The following is a 26083-nucleotide window of genomic DNA, read 5'->3' on the forward strand; positions in this document are numbered from 1 at the left end:
CCATCCTACGGGGTGTGGTGTTTGCCGGAGGCGTAGGAGCGGACCTTGTCCGCGATGACCGGACGTCCCGGCGCGGATCGCGGATGAGATCCGCTCCTGCGCTGCCCCACCCGCACCATTCCCCTGTAGGAGCGCGCCCTGCGCGCGATTCGCGGGCAGGGCCCGCTACAACCCGCCGGGAGGCATGGCGCTTTCCGTAGGATGGGTGGAGCGAAGCGATACCCATCGGCATGGCTACGAAGAGCATTCTGCCTCAGGCGTTCTCCAGCGTTTTCGCTTGTAACTTTCTCCGCAGCACGCTTGCCGGGCTACCACCGCTCGGGAGGCAGGCGCCGGGTGTGGAAGATGCGCAGGATCTGCAGCTTCCCGTCACGAACGCGATAGGGGATCAGGTAAGGGTGGCCAGGCATGGGCCATTCGCGGGTGCCGGGTACGCGTCCCTCGCGCCCCATCGCGGGGTGGAGGGCCAGTTGTGCGATGTCGTCGAACACCGCAGCGACGAAGTCGCGTGCGGCGGCCGGATTGTGCTGGGCGAGATAGGCGGCTTCGTCGTCGAGGTTCTGCAGCGCTTTGCGCAGCCACTCAACCTGCATTGCGCGTCCACTTGTGCAGTACCGCTTCGACTTCCGCCCCGCTGGCGAAATCGCCGGCATCGGCCTCTACGATGGCCTGCTGGATTTCGCCGATCTGCCAGGCTTCCCGGGCGAGGTATTCGTCCAGTGCCTGGGCGGCGAGGAAATTCTTGCTGCGGCCGGTCGCCTGGGCAAGCCTCGCGAGGGTATCGGACTGATCGTCCGACAGACGCAGGGACATCACGGGCATGGGGCACCTCGGTTGTAATATGTATCGCTACAACATACTACAACACACTACAGGCCACTCGAACTACCGATCGCCCGGAAGCGCCCACCGGCCAGCCAGGGGAATGCTATTCGTCGTCGCCGCTGGCGCTCACCGCGCCCAGGCAACGCAGGCGGTGCTCGCTGCCGTCGGATTGCAGCGTCCAGCTGTCGTCGCTGGCCTCGTACTGGGCTTCCATCACCTCGTTGTAGGTGAACTGCCAGCGCCGCTTGTCGCGGCCGTCGACCACCTCCACGCGCAGCACCACGTCTTCGCTGGCGAAGGCCTGGCCGGCTTCGGCGGCGATCTCGGCGCGGTCCAGCAGGTCTTCGTCGAGGCTGAATTCCCAGGCGTGCAGGCCGTCCAGTTCGAGCATGTCGGTCAGTTCGAGCTGGTCCAGCAGGTAGAGGGTTTCGTCGGACATTTTTCGTATTCCCGGTGAGACAGGCCGCCATCATAGAGCAAAGCCCCGCCGGCGGCCCTCCCCGCCTAGTCGGCCAGCGCCGCCAGCACGCCGCGCAGACGCTCGACGGTGGCCGCCGAGCAGGGCTGCATGGGCTCGCGCAGTTCGTCGGCGATCAACCCCTGCAACGCCAGGGCGGCCTTCAGCGGCGCCGGGTTGGGCTCGGCGAAGGCGGCCTGCATCCACGACAGCAGGCGCAGGAAGGTGCCCCGCGCACCGGCCAGGTCGCCCGCCTCCGCCTGGCGCTGCATGCGCACGTAGAGGTCGGCGCGCACGTGGGCGGACGCGGAGATGGCCCCCGCGCCGCCCAGGCACAGGTTGGCGAAGATCTGCAGGTCCTCGCCGGCCAGCACTTCGACGTCGCCGTCGGCGATCAGCGCCAGGGTGGTCTCGAAGTCGCCGCTGCAGTCCTTGACCGCGGCGATGCGCGGGTGGCGGACGATGCGCCGCAGGGTCTCGCGCTCGATGCGCACGCCGGTGCGATAGGGAATGTCGTAGAGCACCACGGGAACGCTGGCGGCGTCGGCCACAGTCTGGAAGAACGCCTCCAGGCCCGGCTGCGACGGGCGGATGTAGTAAGGCGCCGGCACCAGCAGACCGGCCACGGGGCGGCGCTGGATTTCCTGCTGGAAGGCCAGCAACTCGCGCAGGTTGTTGCCGGCCAGGCCCATGATCACCTGCTGCGGCGGCACCCACTGCAGCACGGCGTCGAGCACCGCCAGCTGTTCCTCATGGCTGAGCGCGGCGGCCTCGCCGGTGGTGCCGCAGACCACGAAGCCGGCGACGCCGTCCTCCAGCAACCTGCCCACCAGGCCGCGCAGGGCGGCGAAGTCGATTTCCCCGGCACGCAAGGGCGTGGCCAGGGCCACCCAGATCCCACGAAACGTAGACATGCGAAAACTCCTTGTGGCTGACCGTCTGGTCGCCGTCAGGGAGGGTGCGGGATGCAAGCGGGGGAAGATCGACCTGGCGCCTGGTTGTCCTGTCAGCCCATCTGACGGGACAGCGCGCCCCGGTCAAATGAGCGACTGTTTCTTCGATTTCTTGGCAACGGCGACGCACGCGCAGGCCGGGGCGAAGGAGCCCGGGAGCGGCAGCGAGTGGTCGGAGTTGGCGAACATGGGAAGTCCGTTGCGCGAATCAGGCACCGAATATGCTCAACGTCGGACTTGGCTGTCAACCTTCTCCTAGGGTCTATGCTGGTTCAACCACACCGCAGTATGGAGAAGTGACAGGTGAACTCTCGCGAACTGGGCCGCTCCGGGCTGGCCATTCCGCCGCTGGTGTTCGGCGGCAACGTCTTCGGCTGGAGCGCCGACGAGGCGACTTCCTTCCGCCTGCTCGACGCCCTGCTGGACGCCGGGCTGAACTGCATCGACACCGCCGACGTTTACTCGCGCTGGGTGCCCGGGCACAAGGGCGGCGAGTCCGAGGCCATCATCGGCAAGTGGATGAAGCAGCGCGGCAACCGCGACAGGGTGATCATCGCCACCAAGGTCGGCATGGACATGGGCAACGGCCACAAGGGCCTCTCCGCGGCCTACATCGAACAGGCCGTAGAGCACTCGTTGCAGCGCCTGCAGACCGACTACATCGACCTCTACCAGTCCCACTGCGACGACACCCACACCTCCCTGGAGGAAACCCTCGGCGCCTACGCCGAGCTGGTGAAGAAGGGCAAGGTGCGCGTCATCGGCGCCTCCAACTACGACGGCCGGCGCCTGCGCGAGGCCCGCGAGGTGGCCGAGCACCTGCACCTGCCCAGCTACCAGAGCCTGCAGCCGAACTACAACCTCTACGACCGCGCCGACTACGAAACGCGCCTGGAACCGACGGTGCGCGAACTGGGCATCGGCGTCATCCCCTACTACGGCCTGGCCGGCGGCTTCCTCAGCGGCAAGTACCGCAGCGAAGCCGACCTGGACAAGAGCCCGGCGCGGGCGGACAAGGTCAAGGGCTACCTGAACGAGCGCGGCGTGACCATCCTCGTGGCCCTGGACGAAGTGGCCGAGGAATACGACGCCACCCCGGCCCAGGTGGCCCTGGCCTGGCTGATCGCCCGCCCGGGCATCACCGCGCCCATCGCCAGCGCCTCCAACCTCGAGCAGTTGCCGGACCTGGTCGCGGCGACGCGGCTGCAACTGAGCCAGGAGGATATCCACCGGCTGGATGCGGCGAGCGCCTATTGAGGCGCCTGCCGGGTGGCCGCGGAGACTTGCCGCGGCCTCCCATGGCCCCGTACTCTCTGCTGCGCGTCTCCCCGACAAGAAGAAAAATGGAGCAGAGAATGCTGTCCACGCCGCAACGCCTCTGGCAGGTTCTGAAGTCCAACCCGCAGCGCGAAGAATCGCTCCTCACGGAAACCGCCGACATCGTGGTGCCAGACGACCGCGGCCTGTTCGTCATCGGCGCGGCGCGCAGCGGCACCACTGTCTTCCAGAATGCCCTGAACAGCTCGCCGGAGATCTTCCTCCTCGGCGAACCGGCGTTGCAGGACGACCCGGGCACCCCGGACTTCGCCGCGCGCTACAACGCCATGCACAGGTCCTGGGGCAACCAGGAGAACAAGAGCAGCTTCTGCCCGCCGCTGTTCCAGCAAGACGCCCCCTGGCACCACTACCTGGCCCGGCTAGCCCGGCACTACCGCTACGTCGGCAGCAAGATCGTGGTCAATCCCCACGAGGCCGCGCGCACCTGCCAGCAACTGTTCGAATTCCATTGCCGGCATTTCTACCGTTCGCACTACGTCTTCACCTTCCGCAACCCCATCGACGTGCTCATGTCGACCCGCGGCCTGGCCGAGCTGAACGGCGACGAGGCAGCCGGCTACGACACGGTGCTCAAGAGCTTCCTGCAGGTGATGGCGCTGTACATCCGCTTCCTGCGCAACCTGCCTTCGGTCAGGGCGGTGTTCCACGAGGACCTCGGCGAGGCGGTGCTGCGCGACACCGGCGCATGGCTGGGCGTCGACCTGGGCGAGGCCGCCGGCTACTACGACAACGCCCGGGTCAGGCGCTACAGCCTGGATCAGGTGCCGGAGCACGCCCGCGCCCTGGCGGAAGAGGTCATCGCCGCCTACGAGGAACTGCGCGGGCAGGTCACCGGCGGCATGCGCCTGGTGCAGCTGGAGCAGAATTCCAACCACATCGATCCGGCGCACTTCACCCCGCTGGGCAACCTGCATCGGCGTATCGAGGGGTTGCTGGCGGCGTCCTGACGGTCGAATCGCGGACGGAGTCCGCTCCTACAGGGGCGCAAGGCATGGCATTTCGCCTGTAGGAGCAACTGTCTTGCGGGGCGCACCGGGACGCTCTTCGTAGGATGGGTTGAGCTTGCGAAACCCATGCGGTTGCGCTGATGGGTATCGCTTCGCTCAACACCATCCTACGAAAAGCCATGCTCGCTCATGCGCTAGGAGCGAGCTTGCTCGCGAATGGTGATTACCGGCGACAACCGTGTTGTGGGTTACGCCGCTCCTCTCCCGCAAGCGGGAGAGAGGGCTGTCCGGCATTGCAAGGTTCGGCATCAACCTGTAGGAGCGCGCCCTGCGCGCGATTCGCGGGCAGAGCCCGCTCCTACAGGGAGGCATGGAGCAGGCCCAGCGATTGCGTCGACAGGGACGGCGTGCAGTCGAGCGGGGCGATGGGTATCGCTTCGCTCAACACCATCCTACGAAAAGCTTGCCTACAGCCTCAGGGCTCGATGACGAAGCGGTCGGCGTCGAGGTAGGCCGGGAAGCGTTCGCGGTAGGCGGCCAGCGCCTGGGCCGAGAGGCTGGCGTGGAACACACCGTCGCCGTTGGCCGCTTCCAGCAGCGCTTCGCCCTGGAAGTCCAGCACCTGGCTGTCGCCGGCATAGGCGTGGCCCTTGCCGTCCTCGCCCACGCGGTTCACCGCCGCCACGTAGCACAGGTTCTCGATGGCCCGCGCCGGCAGCAGACGGTTCCAGTGCAACCGGCGGGCGGCTGGCCAGTTGGCGGTGTAGAGCAGCAGGTCGGTGTCCTGTGCGTCGCGGCTCCAGGCCGGGAAGCGCAGGTCGTAGCAGACCAGCGGACGCACCCGCCAGCCCTTCCACTCCAGCAGCACCTGGGCATCGCCTGCGGTGTAGTGCTTGTGCTCGCCGGCCATGCGGAACAGGTGGCGCTTGTCGTAGTGCAGGATCTCGCCGTCCGGGCGGGCCCAGAGCAGGCGGTTGCGGTGGCTGCCATCGGCGGTGCGGACGATCACGCTGCCGGTCACCACGGCGTCCAGGCGCGCGGCCTGGTGGCGCAGCCAGGCGTAGGTCTCGCCCTCCTCCGCCTCGGCCAGGGCCTCGGAGTCCATGGAGAAGCCGGTGGTGAACATCTCCGGGAGGATGACGATGTCGGCGCCGCGGGCCTGTTCCAGCAGCGCGTCGAAGTGCGCGCGGTTGGCCGGCGCGTCGTGCCAGGCCAGGGTAGTCTGCACCAGGGCAAGGTTGAGGTCGGGCAGTTGGCTCAGATCGCGCATAGCTTGTCCGCCGCCTGGCGCAGCGTCTCCTCTTTCTTGGCGAAGCAGAAACGCACCAGGCGCATGTCCGCCGGGGCCTGCTGGTAGAACACCGAGACCGGGATGGCCGCCACGCCGTGTTCGCGGGTCAGCCACTCGGCCATGGCGACGTCGTCCAGGTCCGGGCGGATCGCCGAGTAGTCGACCACCTGGAAGTAGGTGCCGGCGGCGCGCTGGAAGCTGAAGCGCGAGCCGTTCAGCAGGTCGCAGAACAGGTCGCGCTTGGCCTGGTAGAAGCCCGGCAGCTCGCACAGGTGTTCGGGGTGCGCGGCCATGAAGTCGGCCAGCGCCCACTGCAGCGGGGTGACGCCGCAGAAGTTCACGTACTGGTGGATCTTGCGCATCTCAGCCGACAAAGCCTGCGGCGCCACCACGTAGCCGGTCTTCCAGCCGGTGACGTGGTAGGTCTTGCCGAAGGAGCTGACCACGAAGGCCCGGGCATAGAGTTCGTCGTGGGCCAGCACGCTGGCGTGCTGAACGCCGTCGTAGATCAGGTGCTCGTAGACCTCGTCGCTGATGACGTAGATCTCGCGCTCGCGGATCAGCGCCGCCAGGCGGTCCAGGTCGGCACGGTCGATCAGCGCGCCGCTGGGGTTGTGCGGGCTGTTGAGGAAGATCAGGCGGGTGCGCGGGGTGATGGCGTCGGCCAGGCGCTGCCAGTCGATGCGGAAGTCCGGCAGGTTCAGCGGCACGTGCACGCAGCGGCCGCCGGCCAGTTCCACCGAGGGTTCGTAGCTGTCGTAGCAGGGGTCGAGGACGATGGCCTCGTCGCCGGGGCGGATCAGCGCCTGCACGGCGCAGAAGATCGCCTCGGTGGCGCCGGGGGTGATGGTCACCTCGGCGTCGGCGCTGACGTTGCGCCCGTAGAAGGCGGCGACCTTGGCCGCCACCTGCTCGCGCAGCGCCGGCAGGCCGGTCATCGGGCAGTACTGGTTGTGCCCGGCCATGACGTGGCGAGCTACCGCCTCGCGCAAGGCGGCGGGGCCGTCGAAGTCGGGGAAGCCCTGGGACAGGTTGAGCGCGCCACACTCGGCGGCGAGCTGCGACATGCGGGTGAAGATGGTGGTGCCGACGTTGGGCAGTTTGCTGGTGAGCATGGCGAAGGACTGCAGGCGAAGGGGGTTGCCTAGCTTAAAGCTGGAAGCTGGAAGCTGGAAGCTGGAAGCGCCCTACTTCCGGCTTCCAGCTTCAGGCTTGCGGCTAGCGCTTCTTGTCTTTCTTTTTCTTTTCGGCCTTCTTGTGGTGCGACATCAGCCGGCGCTTCTTGTTGACCTGGCGCTCGGTGAGCTGGGTCTTCTTGCCTTCGAAGGGGTTCTCGCCGCCTTTGTACTCGATGCGGATCGGCGTGCCGACCAGCTTGAGCACGCGCCGGTAGGTCTTCTCCAGGTAGCGGGTGTAGGCCTTGGGCACCGCTTCGGTCTGGTTGCCGTGGACCACGATCAGCGGCGGGTTGGCGCCGCCCAGGTGGGCGTAGCGCAGCTTGATGCGGCGGCCGTTGACCATCGGCGGCTGGTGCGTCTGCACCGCGTCCTCGAGGATCTGCGTCAGCTTGCTGGTGGGCCAGCGGGTGACGGCGGAGCGGAACGACTCCTGCACCGACTTGTACAGGTGCCCCACGCCGGTGCCGTGCAGCGCCGAGATGAAGTGGATGTCGGCGAAGTCGACGAACAGCAGGCGGCGCTCCAGTTCGGTCTTGACGTAGTCGCGCTCGCCCGACTCCATGCCGTCCCACTTGTTCAGCGCGATGACCAGCGCGCGGCCGGTCTCCAGCACGAAGCCGAGCAGGTTGAGGTCGTGCTCGACCACGCCCTCGCGGGCGTCCATCACGAAGATCACCACGTTGGCGTCCTGGATGGCCTGGAGGGTCTTCACGACCGAGAACTTCTCCACCGCCTCGAAAATCTTGCCGCGGCGGCGCACGCCGGCGGTGTCGATCAGGGTGTACTTCTCTTCGTTGCGCTCGAACGGGATGTAGATGCTGTCGCGGGTGGTGCCGGCCTGGTCGTAGACGATCACCCGCTCCTCGCCGAGCATGCGGTTGACCAGGGTCGACTTGCCGACGTTGGGGCGGCCGATGATGGCGATCTTGATGCCATCCTTCTCGCTGGGGCCGGGAATGCGCTTGGCTTCCTCGCCCTCGGCGACCTCTTCCAGCTCGTCCGGCAGGTCGTTGTCTTCCGGCGCCTCGGGCTCGGGCTGGAACATCTCGCCCAGGGCCGTCTGCAGCATGTGGGTGATGCCGCGGCCGTGGGCCGCGGCGATGGTCAGGGCGTCGCCCAGGCCCAGCGGGCTGAATTCGGCGCGGGCGATGTCCGGATCGACGGTGTCGATCTTGTTGGCCACCAGGTAACTGCGCTTGTTCCGCTTGCGCAGGTGCTCGGCGATCATCTCGTCGGCGGCGGTCAGGCCCGCGCGCGCGTCGACCATGAACAGCACCGCATCGGCTTCCTCGATCGCCTGCATCGACTGCTCGGCCATCTTGGCGTCGATGCCTTCCTCGTCACCGGTGATGCCGCCGGTATCGATGACGATGAATTTCTTGCCCTGCCACTTGGCCTCGCCGTACTGGCGATCGCGGGTCAGGCCGGCGTACTCGGCGACGATGGCGTCGCGAGTCTTGGTCAGGCGGTTGAACAGGGTGGACTTGCCGACGTTGGGGCGGCCCACCAGGGCGATTACGGGAACCATGCGGCTCTCCAGGAAATTTCAGGAATTCGTAAAAAACACGCCGGCCGCTGTCGTCATCCAACAGCGGCCGGCAGGTAGAACATAGCTTAGCGAATGGTGAAGGCGACCAGCTTTCCGCTGTTGCCATACACGTACATCCACCGGTCGACCACCAGCGGGCGCACGCGCACGCCGTCGCCGTCGACCTTCTCGCGGCCGACGAAGCGGCCGTCCACCTGGCTCAGCAGGTGCACGTAGCCTTCCAGGTCGCCCACCACCACGTTGCTGGAGAACACCGCCGGGGCCGACAGCTGGCGGCGCGCCAGGGCGTCGTTGCTCCACAGCGAGGACGAGCTGCGGCCGTCCAGGGCCTCCACGGTGCCGCTGGCATCGCTGACGTAGACGCTGCCGATGCCTTCGGCGACGCCGGCGTAGCTGGAGGCCTCGCGCTGCCAGATCACCCGGCCGCTGGCTAGGTCGAGGGCGGCGGCGCGGCCCTGGTAGCTGGCTACGTAGATCACGTTGTCGACCAGGGTCAGGCCGCCGTCGATGTCCACCACGCGGTCCAGCTCGGAACGGCCCTGGGGCACGGCGACGCGGGTTTCCCAGATCGGCAGGCCACGCTGCACGTCCACCGCCACCACCTTGCCGCTGGCCAGGCCGGCGATGGCCATGCGCCCGGCGATGATGGGGGCGCCGGTGCCGCGCAGGGTCAGCACGGGCACTGTGTTCTCGTACACCCAGCGCTGGTTGCCGGTGCTGGCGTCGAGGGCGATCAGCTTGTCGTCCTGGGTCTGCACGATCACCACGTCGCCGTCGGTGGCCGGCGCCGCCAGCACTTCGCTGGGCACGCGGGTACGCCACTTCTGCTCGCCGTTGGCGGCGTTCAGGGCGATGACGTCGCCCTTCAGGGTGCCGAGCAGCACCAGGCCGCCACCGACGCCGACACCGCCGGAGATCGGCAGGTCGAGGTCCTGTTTCCAGAGCACGTCGCCGTTCTCGCGCTGCATGGCCATGACGCGGCCTTCGGCGGAAGCGGCATAGATGCTGGAGCCGTCCACGGCCGGCTGCAGCAGTTCGTAGAGGTCGCCCTGGCCGTCACCGACCGAGCGGCTCCACTGCTTGTCCAGGCGCACCTCTTCCTTGAAGTCGGTGAGTTCCGCCGGCGGCAGTTCCTTCTTGCTGTTGCTGCTGCAACCGACCGCGAGCAGGGTCAGCGCCAGCAGCGCCGCATGTTTCCAGCGCAGCATCTTACGCACCTCCCTTGGCGAGGTCGTCGAGTTTCACCTGCAGGGCGCCGGCGGCGGCCTCTTCGGGCAGGGCGGCCTTGGCCTTCTCGTAGGCGCTGCGGGCGTCGTCGGTGCGCTTGAGCTGCACCAGCAGGTCGCCCTTGAGTTCTTCGCGGCTGGAGACGTAGGCCTTGTCGGCGTCGCCTTCGAGCAGCTTCAGGCCGTCCTCGGCCTTGCCCTGGGCGGCCAGGACACGGGCCAGGCGCTGGCGGGCCAGTTCGCCGAGGGTGGCGTCAACCGGCTTGTCGACCACGGCCTTCAGCTCGCTGGCGGCATCGTCCAGCTTGCCGGCGTCCACCGCCACCTTGGCGACGAACAGGCGGCCGTACTGGGCGTAGTGGGTACCGCCGTACTCGCTGGTCAGCTTGTTGGCCAGCTCGGCGACGCGCGCGGTGTCCGGCTGGCCGGAGGGCGTCAGCGAGGCTTCGACCAGTTGCTGGTAGAGGATGGAGGCGTTCTGCGCCTGGTTGGCCTGGTACTTCTTCCAGGCCTGCCAGCCGAACACCACCACCAGCGCCAGGGCGGCCCCGGTGAGCAGGGGCATGCCGTTGCGCTGCCACCAGTCCTTGAGATCCGCCAGTTGTTCTTCTTCGGTACGCGTGGTCACCCCAATACTCCTAATCCGCTCGATTCTCAGGCCCGCTGGATGCAGGCTGCCAGGTGCTCGGGCAGAGCCTCCCAGGCTATGTTCTGTTGCTCACCCTCGCCACGCAGGGGCTTGAAACCTACCACGCGCGCGGCCAGTTCGTCGTCACCCAGGATCAGGGCGAATTGGGCACCGCTCTTGTCGGCTTTCTTGAACTGGCTCTTGAAGCTGCCGGCGCCGGCATTGAGCAGCAGGCGGATGCCGGGGACGGCGTCGCGCAGCTTCTCGGCCAGGCCCAGGGCGGCCAGTTCGGCCGGCTCGCCGAAGGCGCAGACGTAGACGTCGGCCGGGCGCTTCAGCTCGGCGGGCACCACGCCCAGGGTCTCCAGCAGCAGCACCAGGCGTTCCACGCCCATGGCGAAGCCCACGCCCGGCGTCGGCTTGCCGCCGAACTGGCCGACCAGGCCGTCGTAGCGGCCCCCGCCGCAGACGGTGCCCTGGGCGCCGAGCTTGTCGGTGACCCATTCGAAGGCGGTGCGGCAGTAATAGTCCAGGCCGCGCACCAACTTCTGGTTGATCTCGTAGCGCAGGCCGACCGCGTCCAGACGGGCCTTCAGGCCCTCGAAGTGGGCGATCGACTCTTCGTCCAGGTAGTCGTGCAGGGTCGGCGCGCCGACCAGCAGCGCCTGGGTGCTTTCCACCTTGCTGTCGAGGATGCGCAGCGGGTTGGTGGTCATGCGCCGCTGGCTGTCTTCGTCGAGCTGCTCGAAGCGTTCCTGCAGGTAGGCCACCAGCGCTTCGCGGTAGCGCGCGCGGGCCTCGCTGGAGCCCAGGGTGTTGAGCTGCAGGGTCACGGCGTCGGCCATGCCCAGCTTCTGCCACAGGCGCCAGGTGAGGATGATCAGCTCGGCGTCGATGTCCGGCCCCGGCAGGTTGAAGACTTCCACGCCGATCTGGTGGAACTGGCGGTAGCGGCCCTTCTGCGGCTTCTCGTAGCGGAACATGGGCCCGGTGTACCAGAGTTTCTGCACCTGGCCGCCGCCGGTCAGGCCGTGTTCGAGCATGGCCCGCACGGTGCCCGCGGTGCCTTCGGGGCGCAGCGTCAGCGACTCCTCGTTGCGGTCGAGGAAGGTGTACATCTCCTTGTCGACCACGTCGGTGCCTTCGCCGATGCCGCGGGCGAAGAGCTCGGTGAACTCCATGATCGGCAGGCGGATCTCGCTGTAGCCGTATTCTTCCAGCAGGCCGGCGAAGGTGTTTTCCAGGTAGCGCCATACCGGGGTCTGGTCCGGCAGGATGTCGTTCATGCCACGAATGGCTTGCAGGGACTTGCTCACATGTTGTCCTTGTTGCGGTCAGCCGCGCACGATCAGGGCGGCGTCGGCTTCGGCCTTGGCGGCCGCTTTTTCGCGGATCAGCCGTTCCAGCTCATCCACCAGGTTTTCGTTCTGCAGCTTCTGCGCCGGCTTGCCGTCGATGTAGACGAGGTTGTTCGGCGTGCCGCCGGTGAGGCCGATGTGGGCCTCCTTGGCTTCGCCCGGGCCGTTGACCACGCAGCCGATCACGGCCACGTCCATCGGCACCAGCAGGTCTTCGAGGCGGCCTTCCAGCTCGTTCATGGTCTTGACCACATCGAAGTTCTGCCGCGAGCAGCTCGGGCAGGCGATGAAGTTGATGCCGCGCGAGCGCAGGTGCAGGGATTTGAGGATGTCGAAACCGACCTTGATCTCTTCCACCGGGTCGGCGGCCAGGGAGATGCGGATGGTGTCGCCAATGCCCTCGGCCAGCAGCATGCCCAGGCCCACCGCGGACTTCACGGTGCCCGAACGCAGGCCCCCGGCCTCGGTGATGCCCAGGTGCAGCGGCTGCTCGATTTCCTTGGCCAGCAGGCGGTAGGCCGCCACGGCCATGAACACGTCGGAGGCCTTCACGCTGACCTTGAAGTTCTGGAAGTCCAGGCGCTGGAGATGCTCGACGTGGCGCATGGCCGATTCCAGCAGGGCCTCGGGGGTCGGCTCGCCGTATTTCTTCTGCAGGTCCTTCTCCAGCGAACCGGCGTTGACGCCGATGCGGATCGGGATGTTCTTGTCGCGGGCCGCGTCCACCACCGCCTTGACGCGGTCCTCGCGGCCGATGTTGCCGGGGTTGATGCGCAGGCAGTCGACGCCCAGCTCGGCCACGCGCAGGGCGATCTTGTAGTCGAAGTGGATGTCGGCCACCAGCGGCACGCGGACCTGCTGCTTGATCTTGCCGAAGGCCTCGGCCGCGTCCATGTCCGGCACCGAGACGCGCACGATGTCCGCGCCGGCGTCTTCCAGGCGGCGGATCTGCGCGACTGTGGCGGCCACGTCCAGCGTATCGGTGTTGGTCATGCTCTGCACGGCGATGGGCGCGTCACCGCCCACCGGCACCGAGCCGACCCAGATCTTGCGGGACTGGCGGCGTTTGATCGGAGAAGCGCAATGCATCTTTAGTTACCACCCAACTTCATGCGTGCCGTCTCGCCGCGGGAATAGGGCGAAACGTCGACCGGCTGGCCGTTGTAGCTGACCTGGGCGCCGCGGGCGAAGCCCAGGCGCAGCTCCAGGGGAACCTTGGCGGCGACTTCCATGGAGTCGCCCTTGCGCTTGAGCGCGCTGACCAGGACCTTGCCGTCGGCATCGGTGACCTGGGTCCAGCAGTCGGCGATGAACTGCACCTTGACCACGCCCTGGCCGGCCGAAGCCACCACCGGAGCGGCAGCCGGGGCAGCAGGTTCGGCTGCGGGCGCGGCCGGAACCGCCGGGGCGGCAGGAGCGGCCGGAGTCGCAGGCACGGCGGCGGTGTTGGCGGCCGGCGCGGCGGGAGCAGCCGGCGCTGCGGGGGCGGCCACCTGGGGCGCGGTCTCGGCCGGGTTGGCCGGGGCCTCGGCGTTCTGTTCGGGCTCGGCGGCGCCGCTGTCGCCAGCCGGTTCGCTCGGCGCGCTGGCCTTGTCCTCGGCGACGGCCTGGTCTTCGGGCTCGTCGAGGCTGTGCACTTCGGTGGTGCCGTCGGCGCTCTCGACCTCGACGTGCTCCAGGTTCAGGCCGCTGTTCTCGGCGAGGTTGCGCCCGGCGCGCTCCTGCCACCAGAAGTAGCCGAAGCCCACCAGCAGGGCCAGCAGCAGCAGGCTGAACAGGCGCAGCAGGTTGCGCGACAGGCGCATCGGCTCGGCCACCCGGCCGAGGCTCTGCACGTTGCTGCCGGTGGCGTCGGTGCCGGTGTACTGGTCGAAGGCGCTGACCATCTGCGCCTGGTCCATGCCCAGCAGCTTGGCGTAGGCGCGCACGTAGCCGCGGGCGAAGGTGTGGCCCGGCAGCTTGTCGAAATTGCCCAGTTCCAGCTGGCGCAGGGAGTTCTCGGTGAGGTTCAGTTGACCGGCCACCTGCGAGGTCGACCAGCCCCGGCTCTCGCGCGCCTGGCGCAAGGCCTCACCCGGATTGGCGCGGCTCGTGCTGGCGACTTCTGGCTGCGACGTCTTCATCATTTCTCTGCCTGGTATGCCTGGTATTCGGGGGATGCGGGATACAGGCGCTTGAGCTGCAGGCCGTAGCTGGCGGCGGTGTCCTTGTCGTCAAAGACCCTGGCCAGCCGCACGCCCAGCAGCAGGCTCTTGGCGTTCTGCTGTCCCTGCTTCAGGTATTCGTTGTAGTAGTCGCGCGCCGGCACGTACTGGCGATCGTCGTAGGACAGCTGCGACATTTCCAGCAAGGCGCTGGGCTGCCGGCGGTTCAGGCGCAGGGCCTTTTCGAAGTACTGCTTGGCCTGCTCGCGCTGCTTCAGCTGGAGGCTGACCAGGCCGAGGTTCTCGAAGACCCGCGAGCGCTCCGGGTAGAGGCTGTCCTCGGCGGCCTTCTGGAAGGCATTGGTGGCCTCGTCGTAGCGCTTCTGTTCGTACAGGAAGCTGCCGTAGTTGTTCCAGATGCGCGCATCCGAGCGCGAGGACAACGCCTTGCGGTATTCCTGCTCGGCCAGCTTGGGCTCCATCTCCTGCTGGTAGACCAGGGCCAGCGCGGCGTGGGCGTCGGCGCTCGAGGAGTCCAGCTCCAGGGCCTGGCGCAGCGGCACCTTGGCCTGCTCGGTACTGCCGTTCTGCAGGTAGCCGATGGCCAGCTGGATGTAGGCGTCGCGGGCCTCTTCACGGCCCTTGGCGGTGCTCAGGGGGTCCTGCTTCCCAGACGTCACGCAACCCGCCAGCAGGCTGGCCAGGAACACGAACAGCGCGGCGCGCAAGGTCATCGGAATCCTCCCTCGAGATCAGTTTCGATTGGCGGGCGCCTTCTCGGCGTCGGCCGCCAGCTGGCGTACGGCGATGTAGCGTTCGCTGCGGCGGGTACGGTCCATCACCTGGCCGACCAGTTGGCCGCAGGCGGCGTCGATGTCGTCGCCGCGGGTGGTGCGCACGGTGACGTTGAAGCCGCCCTTGTGCAGCATGTCCTGGAAACGGCGGATCGAATTGTTGCTCGGCCGCTCGTAACCGGAATGGGGGAACGGATTAAACGGAATCAGGTTGATCTTGCAAGGAATTTCCTTGAGCAATGCGATCATCTGCTCAGCGTGCTCGGGCTGGTCGTTGACGTCCTTGAGCAGGGTGTACTCGACGGTCAGCACGCGCTCCTTGCCCAGGCGCCCGATGTAGCGCTGGCAGGCGTCCAGCAGCACCGCCAGGGGATACTTCTTGTTGATCGGCACCAGTTGGTTGCGCAGCTCGTCGTTGGGCGCATGCAGCGACAGCGCCAGGGACACGTCGGTGACTTCGCCGAGCTTGTCGATCATCGGCACCACGCCGGAGGTGGACAGCGTCACCTTGCGCTTGGAGATGCCGTAGCCGAAGTCCTCCATCATGATGCTCATGGCGGTGACGACGTTGTCGAAGTTCAGCAGCGGCTCGCCCATGCCCATCATCACCACGTTGGTGATGGCGCGGTCGATCTTGCCGGGCACGGTGCCGAAGGATTTGTTGGCGAGCCACACCTGGCCGATGATCTCGGCGGAGGTCAGGTCGCTGTTGAAGCCCTGCTTGCCGGTGGAGCAGAAGCTGCAATCCAGGGCGCAGCCGGCCTGGGACGACACGCACAGGGTGCCGCGGCCGTTCTGCGGGATGTACACGGTCTCGACGCAACTGCCGGACGCCACGCGCACCACCCACTTGCGGGTGCCGTCGCTGGAGATGTCCTGGCTGACCACTTCGGGGCCGCGAATCTCGGCACAGGCCTTGAGCTTTTCGCGCAAGGCCTTGCCGACATTGGTCATGGCGTCGAAATCCTCGGCGCCAAAGTGGTGAATCCATTGCATCACCTGGCCGGCGCGGAAGCGCTTTTCACCGATGGACTCGAAGAATTCCTCGAGCTGGGGCTTGGTCATGCCCAGCAGGTTGGCCTTTGCAGCGGTATCAGTCATGGATTCACCCTCGCCCATTCGCCTGGATCAGCGAATGCGCTCGCACACCTCGGTGCTGGAGAAGAAGTAGGCGATTTCGCGGGCAGCCGAAGCTTCCGAGTCGGAACCGTGAACGGCGTTCTCGTCGATGGAAACGGCGAAATCGGCGCGGATGGTGCCGGCGTCGGCTTTCTTCGGATCGGTGGCGCCCATCAGCTCACGGTTCTTGGCGATGGCGTCTTCGCCTTCCAGAACCTGCAGAACGACCGGGCCGGAGGTCATGAAGGCAACCAGGTCCTTGAAGAAGGGGCGCTCTTTGTGCTCGGCGTAGAAGCCGCCGGCTTCGCGCTCGGACAGCTGGACCATCTTGGAAGCGACGACGCGCAGACCGGCCTTCTCGAAGCGGGTCAGGATTTCGCCGATGACGTTCTTGGCGACGGCGTCGGGCTTGATGATGGAGAAGGTACGTTGCAGGGCCATTTGGGATAACTCCGAAAAGCAAGGTTGGTAATGCCGAGAAGCCCCTGGGACGAGCCCAGGAGCTTCTGTGATTCAGGGTGAGCCGCGCGACAGCGGCAGCCTCTGGCTGGCACGCGCGGGGCCGGTACGCACGCAGCGCTCCGGCGGTATCGACAGGCACCGCGGGGAACCTGAGCGAACACCTAAAGATAAAACCCGCGAATTATACGCGGGTTCGGGGAAAAGCATAAGGGCGGCTGGAAGCTGGAAGCTAGAAGCTAGAAGCTAGAAGCTAGAAGCTAGAAGCTAGAAGCTGGAAGCTGGAAGCTGGAAGCTGGAAGCTAGAAGCTAGAAGCTAGAAGCTAGAAGCTAGAAGCTAGAAGCTAGAAGCTAGAAGCTAGAAGCTAGAAGCTAGAAGCTAGAAGCTAGAAGCTAGAAGCTAGAAAGCGTGGCGCCTTTCACTTCCGGCTTCAAGCTTCCGGCTTCAAGCTTCCGGCTTCCAGCTTCCAGCCCACCTATTCCGCCTCTTCGATCCAGGCGCCCTGGATGGCTTCCAGGACCTTCTCGCCGCCGCGCGACGGGTCGTCGCTGAACTCCGGCAGGCCGACCACCCAGTTGTGCAGGTCGACGAAGTTGACGTAGCGCGGGTCCACGTCGGGATGGCTATCGGCCAGCTGGATGGCGATTTCCAGCACATCGGTCCATTTCAGGCTCATGTCCGCTCCCTCAATGACCTTCGGAAACCTGGTTGATGGTGTATTTCGGAATCTCCACCACCAGGTCCTCGTCCGCCACCACCGCCTGGCACGACAGGCGCGAATCCGGCTCCAGGCCCCAGGCCTTGTCCAGCATGTCGTCTTCCAGCTCGTCGGACGGTTCCATGGAGTTGAAGCCCTCGCGCACGATCACGTGACAGGTGGTGCAGGCGCAGGACATCTCGCAGGCGTGCTCGATATCGATGCCGTTGCGCAGCGCAGCCTTGAGGATGGTCTCGCCCGGCTGGGCTTCGACCACCGCGCCCTCCGGGCAATGCTCGGGGTGGGGCAGAAATACGATCTGCGGCATCTTCGCTTATTCCTCGATTTCGTTGAGCCGGCGACCGGCCAGGGCGGCCTTGACGGAAGCGTCCATCCGTCGCGCGGCGAAGGCGTCGGTCACCTGGGACAGACGCTTGATCTGTTGCTCGATGGCGGCGGTATCGCTACCGGCGGCCAGTTCGCGCAGGGTATCCATGCTGGCTTCGATGGCCAGCCGCTCGTCGGCGTCCAGCAGGCGCTCGCCATCGGCGTCCAGCGCCGAGCGCACGGCTTCGAGCAGACGCTCGGCCTCGACCTGCTGCTCGCGCAGCGCGCGGGCGTTCATGTCGTCGCCGGCGTACCGGAAGGAGTCCTGCAGCATGCGGGCGATCTCGCCGTCGGTCAGGCCGTAGGACGGCTTGACCTGGATGCTCGCCTCGACGCCGGAACTCATCTCGCGGGCGGACACCGCCAGCAGGCCGTCGGCGTCCACCTGGAAGCTGACGCGGATCTTCGCCGCGCCGGCCACCATCGGCGGGATGCCGCGCAGCTCGAAGCGCGCCAGGGAGCGGCAGTCCTTGACCAGCTCGCGCTCGCCCTGCAGCACGTGGATCATCATGGCCGTCTGGCCATCCTTGTAGGTGGTGAATTCCTGGGCGCGGGCCACCGGGATGGTGGTGTTGCGCGGGATCACCTTCTCCATCAGCCCACCCATGGTCTCGAGGCCCAGGGACAGCGGGATGACGTCCAGCAGCAGCAGCTCTTCGCCGCGCTTGTTGCCGGCCAGGGCGTCGGCCTGGATGGCGGCGCCGATGGCCACCACCTGGTCGGGGTCGATGTCCACCAGCGGTTCGCGGCCGAACAGCTCGCCCACCGCCTGGCGCACACGCGGCACGCGGGTGGAGCCGCCGACCATGACCACCGCGCCGATGTCTTCCAGCTCGATGCCGGAGTCGCGCACGGCGCGACGGCAGGCCTTGAGGCTGCGGGCGACGAAGGGTTCGATCAGGGCATCCAGCTGGCTGCGGTCCAGCTTGCCGCGCCAATCGCCATAGGCGACCTCGACGCTTTCGTTGAGGGTCAGGGCTTCCTTCGCCGCGCAGGCGGCCTGCAGCAGTTGGCGCTGGCTGCCCGGGTCGAGGTCGTCGGAAGCGCCGGCCTGCTGGATGATCCAACTGGCGATGGCATGGTCGAAGTCGTCGCCGCCCAGGGCGCTGTCGCCACCGGTGGCCAGGACCTCGAAGACGCCGCGGGTCAGGCGCAGGATGGAAATGTCGAAGGTGCCGCCGCCCAGGTCATAGATGGCCACCACGCCCTCAGCGTTCTTGTCCAGGCCGTAGGCGACCGCCGCGGCGGTGGGCTCGTTGAGCAGGCGCAGCACGTGCAGGCCGGCCAGGCGCGCGGCGTCCTTGGTGGCCTGGCGCTGGGCGTCGTCGAAATACGCCGGCACCGTGATCACCGCGCCGACCAGTTCGCCACCCAGGGTGGCTTCGGCGCGCTGGCGCAGGCTGCGGAGGATTTCCGCGGAGACCTCGACCGGGCTTTTCGGGCCCTGCACGGTCTCGATGAAGGGCATGTGCGACTCGCCCTGGGTGAAGCGGTAGGGCAACTGGCCACCGAGCTGCTTCACATCCTCCAGGCCACGGCCCATCAGGCGCTTGACCGAGATGATGGAGTTCAGCGGGTCGGCGGAGGCGCCGCGCCTGACCGACTCGCCGACCTCGACGCGGTCGGCCAGGTAGCGCACCGCCGAGGGCAGGATCAGGCGCCCCTCGGCATCGGCCAGAGGTGCGGCGACGCCGCTGCGCACGGCGGCGACCAGGGAATTGGTGGTGCCCAGGTCGATGCCCACGGCCAGCCGGCGCTGGTGCGGCTGAGGGGTTTGTCCGGGCTCGGCGATCTGCAATAGGACCATGCGGCTTCTAATCAGGCGTAACGGGCGCGGCACGGGCCGCGCGGATTAATCGTCGAGTCGCTCTTCGAGCTGGCGCACTTCCTGCGCCAGCTTGTCGAGAAACTGCATGCGGCGCACCAGGCGCTCGGCTTGCTCGCGGCGCGCGGCGTCGTCCCAGCAATCGGCGAAGCTGTCCTCCAGCTGCTGCTGGGCGGCCTTCAGGCGGCGCTTGAAGGCGGCTACGCCATCCAGGTCGGCGCTGTCCTGCAGGTCTTCCAGCTCCTCGCGCAACTGCATCTGCTGCAGGAGGAACTCCGGGTCCTGCACCGTCGCTTCCAGCGGCAGCGCCTGGCCACGCAGGGACAGCAGGTACAGCGCCCGGCGCGGCGCGCTTTTCAGCGTCTGGTAGGCGTCGTTCAGCTCGGCGGCGCGTTCCAGCGCCACGCGCTGCTCGCGCTCGGAAGCATCGGCGAAACGGTCCGGATGGACACTGCGGACCAGCTCACGGTAACGCTGGCCAAGGGCATCCAGATCGAGGCGGAAAGCCGGCTGCAGGTCGAAGAGCGCGAAGTGGCAAGGACTACCCACGCCGGCCTCAGACGTTGAAGCTTTCGCCGCAGCCACACTCGCCACGAACGTTCGGGTTGTTGAACTTGAAGCCCTCGTTGAGGCCTTCCTTGGTGAAGTCCAACTCGGTGCCGTCGAGGTAGACCAGGCTCTTCGGGTCGATGATGACCTTCACGCCGTGGCTCTCGTAGACCAGGTCCTCGGGCGCCAGCTCATCGACGAACTCGAGCACGTAGGCCAGCCCGGAACACCCGGTGGTGCGCACGCCAAGACGAATGCCCTCGCCCTTGCCGCGCCCCTCGAGGGAGCGCTGGACATGCTTGGCGGCGGCTTCGGTCATGCTGATGGCCATGGGAACTCCTTACTCAACTGAGCGGTTAGAGCAGACCCTTCTTCTGCTTGTAGTCGCGCACGGCCGCCTTGATGGCGTCCTCGGCGAGCACCGAGCAGTGGATCTTCACCGGCGGCAGGGCCAGCTCTTCGGCGATGGTGGTGTTCTTGATGGATTCGGCCTCGTCCAGGGTCTTGCCCTTCATCCACTCGGTGGCGAGGGAGCTGGAGGCGATGGCCGAACCGCAGCCGTAGGTCTTGAACTTGGCGTCTTCGATCACGCCCTGCTCGTTGACCTTGATCTGCAGGCGCATCACGTCGCCGCAGGCCGGCGCGCCGACCATGCCGGTGCCGACATCGGGATCCTCGGCGTCGAGCTTGCCGACGTTGCGCGGGTTTTCGTAGTGGTCGATGACCTTGTCACTGTATGCCATGGCTAATCCTCACTCTCTATGGGGCGGGTCAGTGGGCCTGCCATTCGACCTTGGACAGGTCGACGCCCTCTTTGAACATGTCCCACAGCGGCGAGAGCTCGCGCAGCTTGGAAACGGCTTGCCCCACGATACCGGCGGCGTAATCGACCTCTTCCTCGGTGGTGAAGCGGCCGAAGGTGAAACGGATGGAACTGTGCGCCAGCTCGTCGTTGCGGCCCAGGGCGCGCAGCACGTAGGACGGCTCCAGGGAGGCGGAGGTGCAGGCCGAACCGGAAGAGACCGCGAGGTCCTTCAGGGCCATGATCAGCGACTCGCCTTCCACGTAGTTGAAGCTCAGGTTCAGGTTGTGCGGCACGCGCTGGGTCAGGCTGCCGTTGACGTAGAGCTCTTCCAGGCCTTCGAGCTTGGCGAAGAAGCGGTCGCGCAGGGCGCGGATGCGCTCGTTCTCGGCGTGCATTTCTTCCTTGGCGATGCGGAAGGCCTCGCCCATGCCGACGATCTGGTGGGTGGCCAGGGTGCCCGAGCGCATGCCGCGCTCGTGGCCGCCGCCGTGCATCTGGGCTTCCAGGCGCACGCGCGGCTTGCGGCGCACGTACAGGGCGCCGATGCCCTTGGGACCGTAGGTCTTGTGGGCGGAGAAGGACATCAGGTCGACCTTGAGCTTGTCCAGGTCGATGTCGACCTTGCCGGTGGACTGCGCGGCGTCGACGTGGAACAGGATGCCGCGCGAGCGGGTCAGCTCGCCAATGGCGGCGATGTCGTTGATGGTGCCGATCTCGTTGTTCACGTGCATGATCGAGACCAGGATGGTGTCGTCACGCAGCGCCGCCTCGACCATGGCCGGGGTGATCAGGCCTTCCTCGGTGGGGTCGAGGTAGGTCACTTCGAAGCCTTCGCGCTCCAGCTGGCGGGTGGTGTCCAGCACCGCCTTGTGCTCGATCTTCGAGGTGACGATATGCTTGCCCTTGCTGCCGTAGAAGTGCGCCACGCCCTTGATGGCGAGGTTGTCGGACTCGGTCGCGCCGGAGGTCCAGACGATTTCGCGGGGGTCGGCATTGACCAGCTCGGCGACCTGGCGGCGGGCATTCTCCACGGCTTCCTCGGCCTTCCAGCCGAACACGTGGGAGCGCGAGGCGGGGTTGCCGAAGTTGCCATCCACCAGCAGGCAGTCAGCCATCTTCTGAGCGACGCGCGGATCCACCGGGGTGGTGGCGGAGTAGTCGAGGTAGATCGGCAATTTCATCAGGTAACTCCTACAGGCTGGCGCGCGCTCAATCGATGGCGGACGCTTCAATCTTATCGAGGCTCGGCCGTTTGCCGGTGCCTCCGCAACGACGCTCATCCTGCCGCTGCGCGACTTCCTGGACTTCACGGCGCTCGACCAGGTCGGCGAGGCTGATGCCGCTGAGGAATTCGTGGATCTGCTGGCTGAGGTCGCACCAAAGGTGGTGGGTCAGGCAGGTGTCGCCGGAGTGGCAATCCCCCTGCCCCTGGCAGCGCGTGGCATCGACCGATTCGTTGACCGCATCGATCACCTGGGCGACGTGGATGCCGGCCATGTCGCGGGACAGCTGGTAGCCGCCGCCGGGACCGCGCACGCTGGTCACCAGGTTGCCACGGCGCAACTTGGCGAACAGCTGTTCGAGATAGGACAGGGATATGCCCTGGCGCTCGGAAATGTCCGCCAGGGAAACCGGACCACGCTGGGCATGCAACGCCAGGTCGAGCATGGCGGTTACGGCATAGCGGCCTTTGGTGGTCAGACGCATGGGACATTCCCGAATGGATCACTGGACTGGCGAAAGGATGCCATTTCCGAGTATTTGAGTCAACTATAAGACCTATCAAATTACTCGGGATTAGCCAGCGAAGGGCGGCATAATGTAGCAGGAAATCGTTAGCGACGCATCAATGCGCCGCCTTGCCCTCTTCATCCTTGACGCCGGCGAAGTCCTCTTCACGCAGCTCTGGCAGTTTTTTCGCACAGTAGTCGCTACCCAGGGCCGTCAGCGCCTGGCACATGCCCTCCAGCCGGCCGTCGACCGCCTGCAGGTGGTCGAGCAGTTGGCCAATGGCGCGGGCCACCGGGTCGGGCATGTCCTGGCTGACGCCGTAGGCGTCGAAGCCGAGCTTCTCGGCCATGGCCTGGCGCTTGGCCTGCTGCTCGGCATCGTCCTTCATGATGATGCGCCCGGGAATGCCGACCACGGTGGCGCCCGGCGGCACTTCCTTGGTGACCACGGCGTTGGAGCCCACTTTCGCCCCGGCGCCGACGGTGAACGGGCCGAGCACCTTGGCGCCGGCGCCGACCACCACGCCGTCGGCCAGGGTCGGGTGGCGCTTGCCCTTGTTCCAGCTGGTGCCGCCGAGGGTCACGCCCTGGTAGAGGGTGACGTCGTCACCGATCTCGGCGGTCTCGCCGATGACGATGCCCATGCCGTGGTCGATGAAGAAGCGCCGGCCGATCCTGGCGCCGGGGTGGATCTCGATGCCGGTCATCCAGCGGCCGAAGTTGGACACCAGGCGCGCCAGCCACTTCCAGCCGGAAGTCCACAGCAGGTGCGCCAGGCGGTGCAGCCACACGGCGTGCAGGCCGGGGTAGCAGGTGAGTACCTCGAAGGCATTGCGCGCTGCCGGGTCGCGATGGAATACGCTCTGGATATCTTCGCGCACACGCTCAAACATCATCTTCACTCCGCTTGCAGGCCGCGCCCTGCGCGGCCTTCTGTGTTTCGGTGAGGATACCCCGGAGGATATTCATCTCCAGCTTGCTGACCCCGGCGCGGCCGTACAGGCGGCGCAGGCGCGACATCAGGTGCCGCGGCTTCTGCGGGTCGAGGAAGCCGATGTCGACCAGGGTGGACTCCAGGTGCGAATAGAAGCGCTCCAGCTCGTCGGCGGTCACCGGCAGGCTGTTGAGCATGGCGGTGGTCTCCAGCTTCTCCTGCTTGGTCGGCTGGCCTTCGGCGGCCAGCCAGGCCATGCGCACCTCGTAGGCGAGCACCTGGACCGCCGTCGCCAGGTTCAGCGAGCTGAACTCGGGGTTGGCGGGAATGTGCACGTGGAACTGACATCGCTGCAATTCTTCGTTGGTCAAACCCGCATACTCGCGGCCGAACACCAGGGCCACCTCGCCGCCCTGCTGGGCGTGCTGCAGGCTGGTGGTCGCGCATTCGCGGGGGTCGAGCAGCGGCCAGGGGATGCGCCGGTCACGGGCGCTGGTGCCGAGCACCAGGCTGCAGCCCACCAGGGCGTCTTCCAGGGTCGGCACCACCTGGGCGGCGTCGAGGATGTCGGTCGCCCCGGAGGCGCGGGCCACCGCCTCGCCGCTGGGGAAGTCCATGGGGTCGACCAGCACCAGGCGCGACAGGCCCATGTTCTTCATGGCCCGGGCGGTACCGCCGATATTGCCGGGATGACTGGTGTTCACCAGCACCACGCGAATTCTGTCGAGCAACCGAAGCTCTCCACACAAGCAGATACGAAAAGGAACGGAATCCTACCGCAGCGCTCGGTCTTGCGCCACGCAAGCGACAGGCCGCCCTATGAGTGCCACGGTTTTCTGGTACAATGTTCGGCTTTCTTTAACATCATCCAGGTGACCTCTCCATGCAGCCCATGCTGAACATCGCCCTGCGCGCGGCCCGCAGCGCCGGTGAACTGATCTTCCGCTCCATCGAACGCCTGGACACCCTCTCGGTCAACGAAAAAGACGCCAAGGACTACGTCACCGAAGTCGATCGCGCCGCCGAACTCAGCATCGTCACCGCCCTGCGCAAGGCCTACCCGAACCACGGCATCATGGGCGAGGAAGGCGGCTTCCTCGAGGGCAGCGGCGAAGGCGCCGACTACCTGTGGATCATCGACCCGCTGGATGGCACCACCAACTTCATCCACGGCGTCCCGCACTTCGCCGTCAGCATCGCCTGCAAGTACAAGGGCCGCCTGGAGCACGCCGTGGTCCTCGACCCGGTGCGCCAGGAAGAATTCACCGCCAGCCGCGGCCGCGGCGCCGCGCTGAACGGCCGCCGCCTGCGGGTGAGCAACCGCAAGAGCCTGGAAGGCGCCCTGCTGGGCACCGGCTTCCCGTTCCGCGACAGCCAGCTGGACCACCTCGACGCCTACCTGGGCATGTTCCGCAGCCTGGTCGGCCAGACCGCCGGCATCCGCCGCGCCGGCGCCGCCAGCCTGGACCTGGCCTACGTCGCGGCCGGCCGCTTCGACGCCTTCTGGGAATTCGGCCTGTCCGAGTGGGACATGGCGGCTGGCGCCCTGCTGGTGCAGGAAGCCGGCGGCCTGGTGAGCGACTTCACCGGCAGCCACGAATTCCTCGAGAAGGGTCACATCGTGGCCGGCAACACCAAGTGCTTCAAGGCGCTGCTGACCAGCATCCAGCCGCACCTGCCGCCGTCGTTCAAGCGCTGAGCATCAGCCAAATGAAAGAGCCCGGCCATGTGCCGGGCTTTTTGTTCGGCAAGCTCAACCCATCCTACGAAAGCACCTCGGCACAGCCCCCTGTAGCGGACCTTGTCCGCGATAGCCGGAGGTATCGGCGCGATTCGCGGATAAGATCCGCTACGCCGCCCCACCCACGCCATTCCCATGTAGGAGCGCGCCCTGCGCGCGAAATCGCGGGCAGGGCCCGCTCCTACAGGTTACCGGGGAGCATCGTATTCCTCCTCTCCCGTAGGAGCGGACCTTGTCCGCGATAGCCGGAACTATCGGCGCGGTTCGCGGATGAGATCCGCCTACGCCGCCCCACCCACGCCATCCCCCTGTAGGAGCGCGCCCTGCGCGCGAATCGCGGGCAGGGCCCGCTCCTACAGGTTGCCGGGGAGCATGGTATTCCTCCTCTCCCGTAGGAGCGGACCTTGTCCGCGATAGCCGGACGTCCCGGCGCGGATCGCGGATGAGATCCTACGAAGAGCCTTTGTGGAAACGAAAAAGGCGCCCCGCGGGGCGCCTTCTCGTGCTTCGATGCTTACTGCTGGCTGAGGATCAGCCGGCCGCTCTTGTCCACCGGGATCTGGCTGCCCGGGTCGCGGTCCATGCGCACCTGGCCGGCCTTGCCGTCGAGCATGTACTTGACGTCGTAGCCCACCACTTTCTCGCTGGTGTCGTTCACGGTGCTGCAGCGGGTTTCGGTGGTGGTGTAGGTGTCACGCTCCTGCATGCCTTCCTGCACCTTGTTGCCGGCGTAGCCGCCGCCGACCGCACCGGCCACGGTGGCGATCTTCTTGCCATTGCCGCCGCCGATCTGGTTGCCCAGCAGGCCGCCGGCGATGGCGCCGATGGCGGTGCCGACGATCTGGTGCTGGTCCTTGACCGGGCGCTGGTGGGTGACCGCCACGTCCTTGCAGACCTGGCGCGGTGTCTTGATGGTCTCCTTGACCGGCTGGACGGCGACCACCTCGGCATACTCGGGGCCGCGGTCCACCAGGCTGTACGTGGCCACCGCTCCACCTGCCGTAACGCCGACTGCGCCCAACACGGTACCGATGAGCAACGACTTGTTCACATAGACCTCCTGGCTTTCCTTTCATATGGGCACTTGCCCTTGTCCTTGCCTTGGAGCAGGGAATCCTTAGGAAAGTTCCGACATTCCTTCGCGATGC

29 protein-coding genes are annotated in these 26083 nt (G+C 66.7%); 3 read left to right on the plus strand and 26 right to left on the minus strand.

The features are described from left to right. Positions 1–308: 308 nt before the first annotated feature. From RN02_RS18705 to dapA, 4 genes are all read right to left on the minus strand, one after another. Positions 309–593, minus strand: a complete 285-nt coding sequence (locus RN02_RS18705; protein ID WP_009616187.1) for a type II toxin-antitoxin system RelE/ParE family toxin — start codon at positions 591–593, stop codon at positions 309–311. Continuing rightward, positions 583–822, minus strand: coding sequence for a CopG family ribbon-helix-helix protein (locus RN02_RS18710; protein WP_043315866.1), 240 nt, complete (start codon positions 820–822; stop codon positions 583–585). The genes RN02_RS18705 and RN02_RS18710 overlap by 11 nt, the downstream gene beginning before the upstream one ends. A gap of 106 nt (positions 823–928) precedes the next feature. Further along, positions 929–1264 carry a DUF5629 family protein gene (locus tag RN02_RS18715; RefSeq protein ID WP_043315869.1) on the minus strand — a complete coding sequence of 112 codons (336 nt, stop codon included), beginning with the start codon at positions 1262–1264 and terminating at the stop codon, positions 929–931. Positions 1265–1329: 65 nt separating this feature from the next. Continuing rightward, the gene (gene dapA, locus RN02_RS18720) at positions 1330–2196 is read right to left on the minus strand and encodes a 4-hydroxy-tetrahydrodipicolinate synthase (RefSeq protein WP_043315872.1); all 867 of its coding nucleotides are present in this window, start codon (positions 2194–2196) and stop codon (positions 1330–1332) included. 342 nt (positions 2197–2538) lie between these two features. Between dapA and RN02_RS18725 the strand changes: the two genes are divergently transcribed. Next, positions 2539–3492: an aldo/keto reductase gene (locus tag RN02_RS18725; RefSeq protein WP_043315876.1), complete on the plus strand. Its 954-nt coding sequence runs from the start codon at positions 2539–2541 to the stop codon at positions 3490–3492. 86 nt (positions 3493–3578) lie between these two features. Beyond that, the gene (locus RN02_RS18730; protein ID WP_161796253.1) at positions 3579–4520 is read left to right on the plus strand and encodes a sulfotransferase; all 942 of its coding nucleotides are present in this window, start codon (positions 3579–3581) and stop codon (positions 4518–4520) included. Between the two features lie 475 nt (positions 4521–4995). Here the strand turns inward: RN02_RS18730 and RN02_RS18735 are convergent, their stop codons facing one another. The 21 genes from RN02_RS18735 to trmJ form a co-directional block, all read right to left on the minus strand. Continuing rightward, on the minus strand, positions 4996–5790 hold the full coding sequence (locus RN02_RS18735; RefSeq protein WP_043315880.1) for an amidohydrolase: 795 nt from the start codon (positions 5788–5790) through the stop codon (positions 4996–4998). Next, positions 5778–6926, minus strand: a complete 1149-nt coding sequence (locus RN02_RS18740) for a pyridoxal phosphate-dependent aminotransferase (protein WP_043315881.1) — start codon at positions 6924–6926, stop codon at positions 5778–5780. Before RN02_RS18740 ends, RN02_RS18735 begins: the two co-directional genes overlap by 13 nt. 103 nt (positions 6927–7029) lie before the next feature. Continuing rightward, on the minus strand, positions 7030–8517 hold the full coding sequence (der, locus tag RN02_RS18745; RefSeq protein WP_009616178.1) for a ribosome biogenesis GTPase Der: 1488 nt from the start codon (positions 8515–8517) through the stop codon (positions 7030–7032). Positions 8518–8603: 86 nt separating this feature from the next. Further along, positions 8604–9746 carry an outer membrane protein assembly factor BamB gene (bamB, locus tag RN02_RS18750; RefSeq protein ID WP_152623784.1) on the minus strand — a complete coding sequence of 381 codons (1143 nt, stop codon included), beginning with the start codon at positions 9744–9746 and terminating at the stop codon, positions 8604–8606. Position 9747: 1 nt separating this feature from the next. Then, entirely contained in the window at positions 9748–10392 is a 645-nt protein-coding gene (locus RN02_RS18755; RefSeq protein WP_009616176.1) for a YfgM family protein, read from the minus strand. Between the two features lie 26 nt (positions 10393–10418). Then, positions 10419–11708 (minus strand): histidine--tRNA ligase, encoded by a 1290-nt coding sequence (gene hisS, locus RN02_RS18760; RefSeq protein WP_009616175.1) that lies wholly within the window; start codon positions 11706–11708, stop codon positions 10419–10421. Positions 11709–11726: 18 nt separating this feature from the next. Then, positions 11727–12839 carry a flavodoxin-dependent (E)-4-hydroxy-3-methylbut-2-enyl-diphosphate synthase gene (gene ispG, locus RN02_RS18765; protein ID WP_009616174.1) on the minus strand — a complete coding sequence of 371 codons (1113 nt, stop codon included), beginning with the start codon at positions 12837–12839 and terminating at the stop codon, positions 11727–11729. Positions 12840–12841: 2 nt separating this feature from the next. After that, a complete protein-coding gene (locus RN02_RS18770) occupies positions 12842–13876 on the minus strand; it encodes a helix-turn-helix domain-containing protein (protein ID WP_009616173.1) in 1035 nt (344 codons plus the stop codon). After that, the gene (gene pilW, locus RN02_RS18775; protein ID WP_043315885.1) at positions 13873–14628 is read right to left on the minus strand and encodes a type IV pilus biogenesis/stability protein PilW; all 756 of its coding nucleotides are present in this window, start codon (positions 14626–14628) and stop codon (positions 13873–13875) included. The genes RN02_RS18770 and pilW overlap by 4 nt, the downstream gene beginning before the upstream one ends. Before the next feature lie 18 nt (positions 14629–14646). Continuing rightward, positions 14647–15789: a 23S rRNA (adenine(2503)-C(2))-methyltransferase RlmN gene (rlmN, locus tag RN02_RS18780; protein WP_009616171.1), complete on the minus strand. Its 1143-nt coding sequence runs from the start codon at positions 15787–15789 to the stop codon at positions 14647–14649. Between the two features lie 27 nt (positions 15790–15816). Beyond that, on the minus strand, positions 15817–16248 hold the full coding sequence (ndk, locus tag RN02_RS18785) for a nucleoside-diphosphate kinase (protein ID WP_009616170.1): 432 nt from the start codon (positions 16246–16248) through the stop codon (positions 15817–15819). A 494-nt stretch (positions 16249–16742) separates the two neighbouring features. Next, on the minus strand, positions 16743–16943 hold the full coding sequence (iscX, locus tag RN02_RS18790; RefSeq protein ID WP_009616169.1) for a Fe-S cluster assembly protein IscX: 201 nt from the start codon (positions 16941–16943) through the stop codon (positions 16743–16745). A 10-nt stretch (positions 16944–16953) separates the two neighbouring features. Further along, positions 16954–17292, minus strand: a complete 339-nt coding sequence (fdx, locus tag RN02_RS18795; protein ID WP_009616168.1) for an ISC system 2Fe-2S type ferredoxin — start codon at positions 17290–17292, stop codon at positions 16954–16956. A gap of 6 nt (positions 17293–17298) precedes the next feature. Continuing rightward, positions 17299–19158, minus strand: coding sequence for a Fe-S protein assembly chaperone HscA (gene hscA, locus RN02_RS18800; protein ID WP_043315888.1), 1860 nt, complete (start codon positions 19156–19158; stop codon positions 17299–17301). Positions 19159–19203: 45 nt separating this feature from the next. Further along, positions 19204–19725 carry a co-chaperone HscB gene (hscB, locus tag RN02_RS18805; protein ID WP_043273029.1) on the minus strand — a complete coding sequence of 174 codons (522 nt, stop codon included), beginning with the start codon at positions 19723–19725 and terminating at the stop codon, positions 19204–19206. A gap of 7 nt (positions 19726–19732) precedes the next feature. After that, the gene (iscA, locus tag RN02_RS18810; RefSeq protein WP_009616165.1) at positions 19733–20056 is read right to left on the minus strand and encodes an iron-sulfur cluster assembly protein IscA; all 324 of its coding nucleotides are present in this window, start codon (positions 20054–20056) and stop codon (positions 19733–19735) included. 25 nt (positions 20057–20081) lie between these two features. Then, on the minus strand, positions 20082–20468 hold the full coding sequence (iscU, locus tag RN02_RS18815; protein WP_009616164.1) for a Fe-S cluster assembly scaffold IscU: 387 nt from the start codon (positions 20466–20468) through the stop codon (positions 20082–20084). A 28-nt stretch (positions 20469–20496) separates the two neighbouring features. Then, entirely contained in the window at positions 20497–21711 is a 1215-nt protein-coding gene (locus tag RN02_RS18820; protein ID WP_009616163.1) for an IscS subfamily cysteine desulfurase, read from the minus strand. 28 nt (positions 21712–21739) lie between these two features. Beyond that, entirely contained in the window at positions 21740–22237 is a 498-nt protein-coding gene (gene iscR / locus RN02_RS18825) for a Fe-S cluster assembly transcriptional regulator IscR (protein ID WP_009616162.1), read from the minus strand. 139 nt (positions 22238–22376) lie between these two features. Next, on the minus strand, positions 22377–23153 hold the full coding sequence (gene cysE, locus RN02_RS18830; RefSeq protein WP_009616161.1) for a serine O-acetyltransferase: 777 nt from the start codon (positions 23151–23153) through the stop codon (positions 22377–22379). Further along, a complete protein-coding gene (gene trmJ, locus RN02_RS18835) occupies positions 23146–23925 on the minus strand; it encodes a tRNA (cytosine(32)/uridine(32)-2'-O)-methyltransferase TrmJ (RefSeq protein WP_043273030.1) in 780 nt (259 codons plus the stop codon). Before trmJ ends, cysE begins: the two co-directional genes overlap by 8 nt. Positions 23926–24077: 152 nt before the next feature. Here trmJ and suhB point away from each other — a divergent pair, with 152 nt between their 5' ends. Beyond that, positions 24078–24893 carry a type III secretion system regulator SuhB gene (gene suhB, locus RN02_RS18840; protein WP_043315890.1) on the plus strand — a complete coding sequence of 272 codons (816 nt, stop codon included), beginning with the start codon at positions 24078–24080 and terminating at the stop codon, positions 24891–24893. 556 nt (positions 24894–25449) lie between these two features. Here suhB and RN02_RS18845 read toward each other — a convergent pair. Next, positions 25450–25986 carry a glycine zipper 2TM domain-containing protein gene (locus RN02_RS18845; RefSeq protein ID WP_009616158.1) on the minus strand — a complete coding sequence of 179 codons (537 nt, stop codon included), beginning with the start codon at positions 25984–25986 and terminating at the stop codon, positions 25450–25452. Positions 25987–26083: the final 97 nt, after the last annotated feature.

The organism is Pseudomonas sp. PI1 (genome assembly GCF_000812405.1).
In the GTDB taxonomy this organism is placed as follows: Bacteria; Pseudomonadota; Gammaproteobacteria; order Pseudomonadales; family Pseudomonadaceae; genus Pseudomonas; species Pseudomonas citronellolis.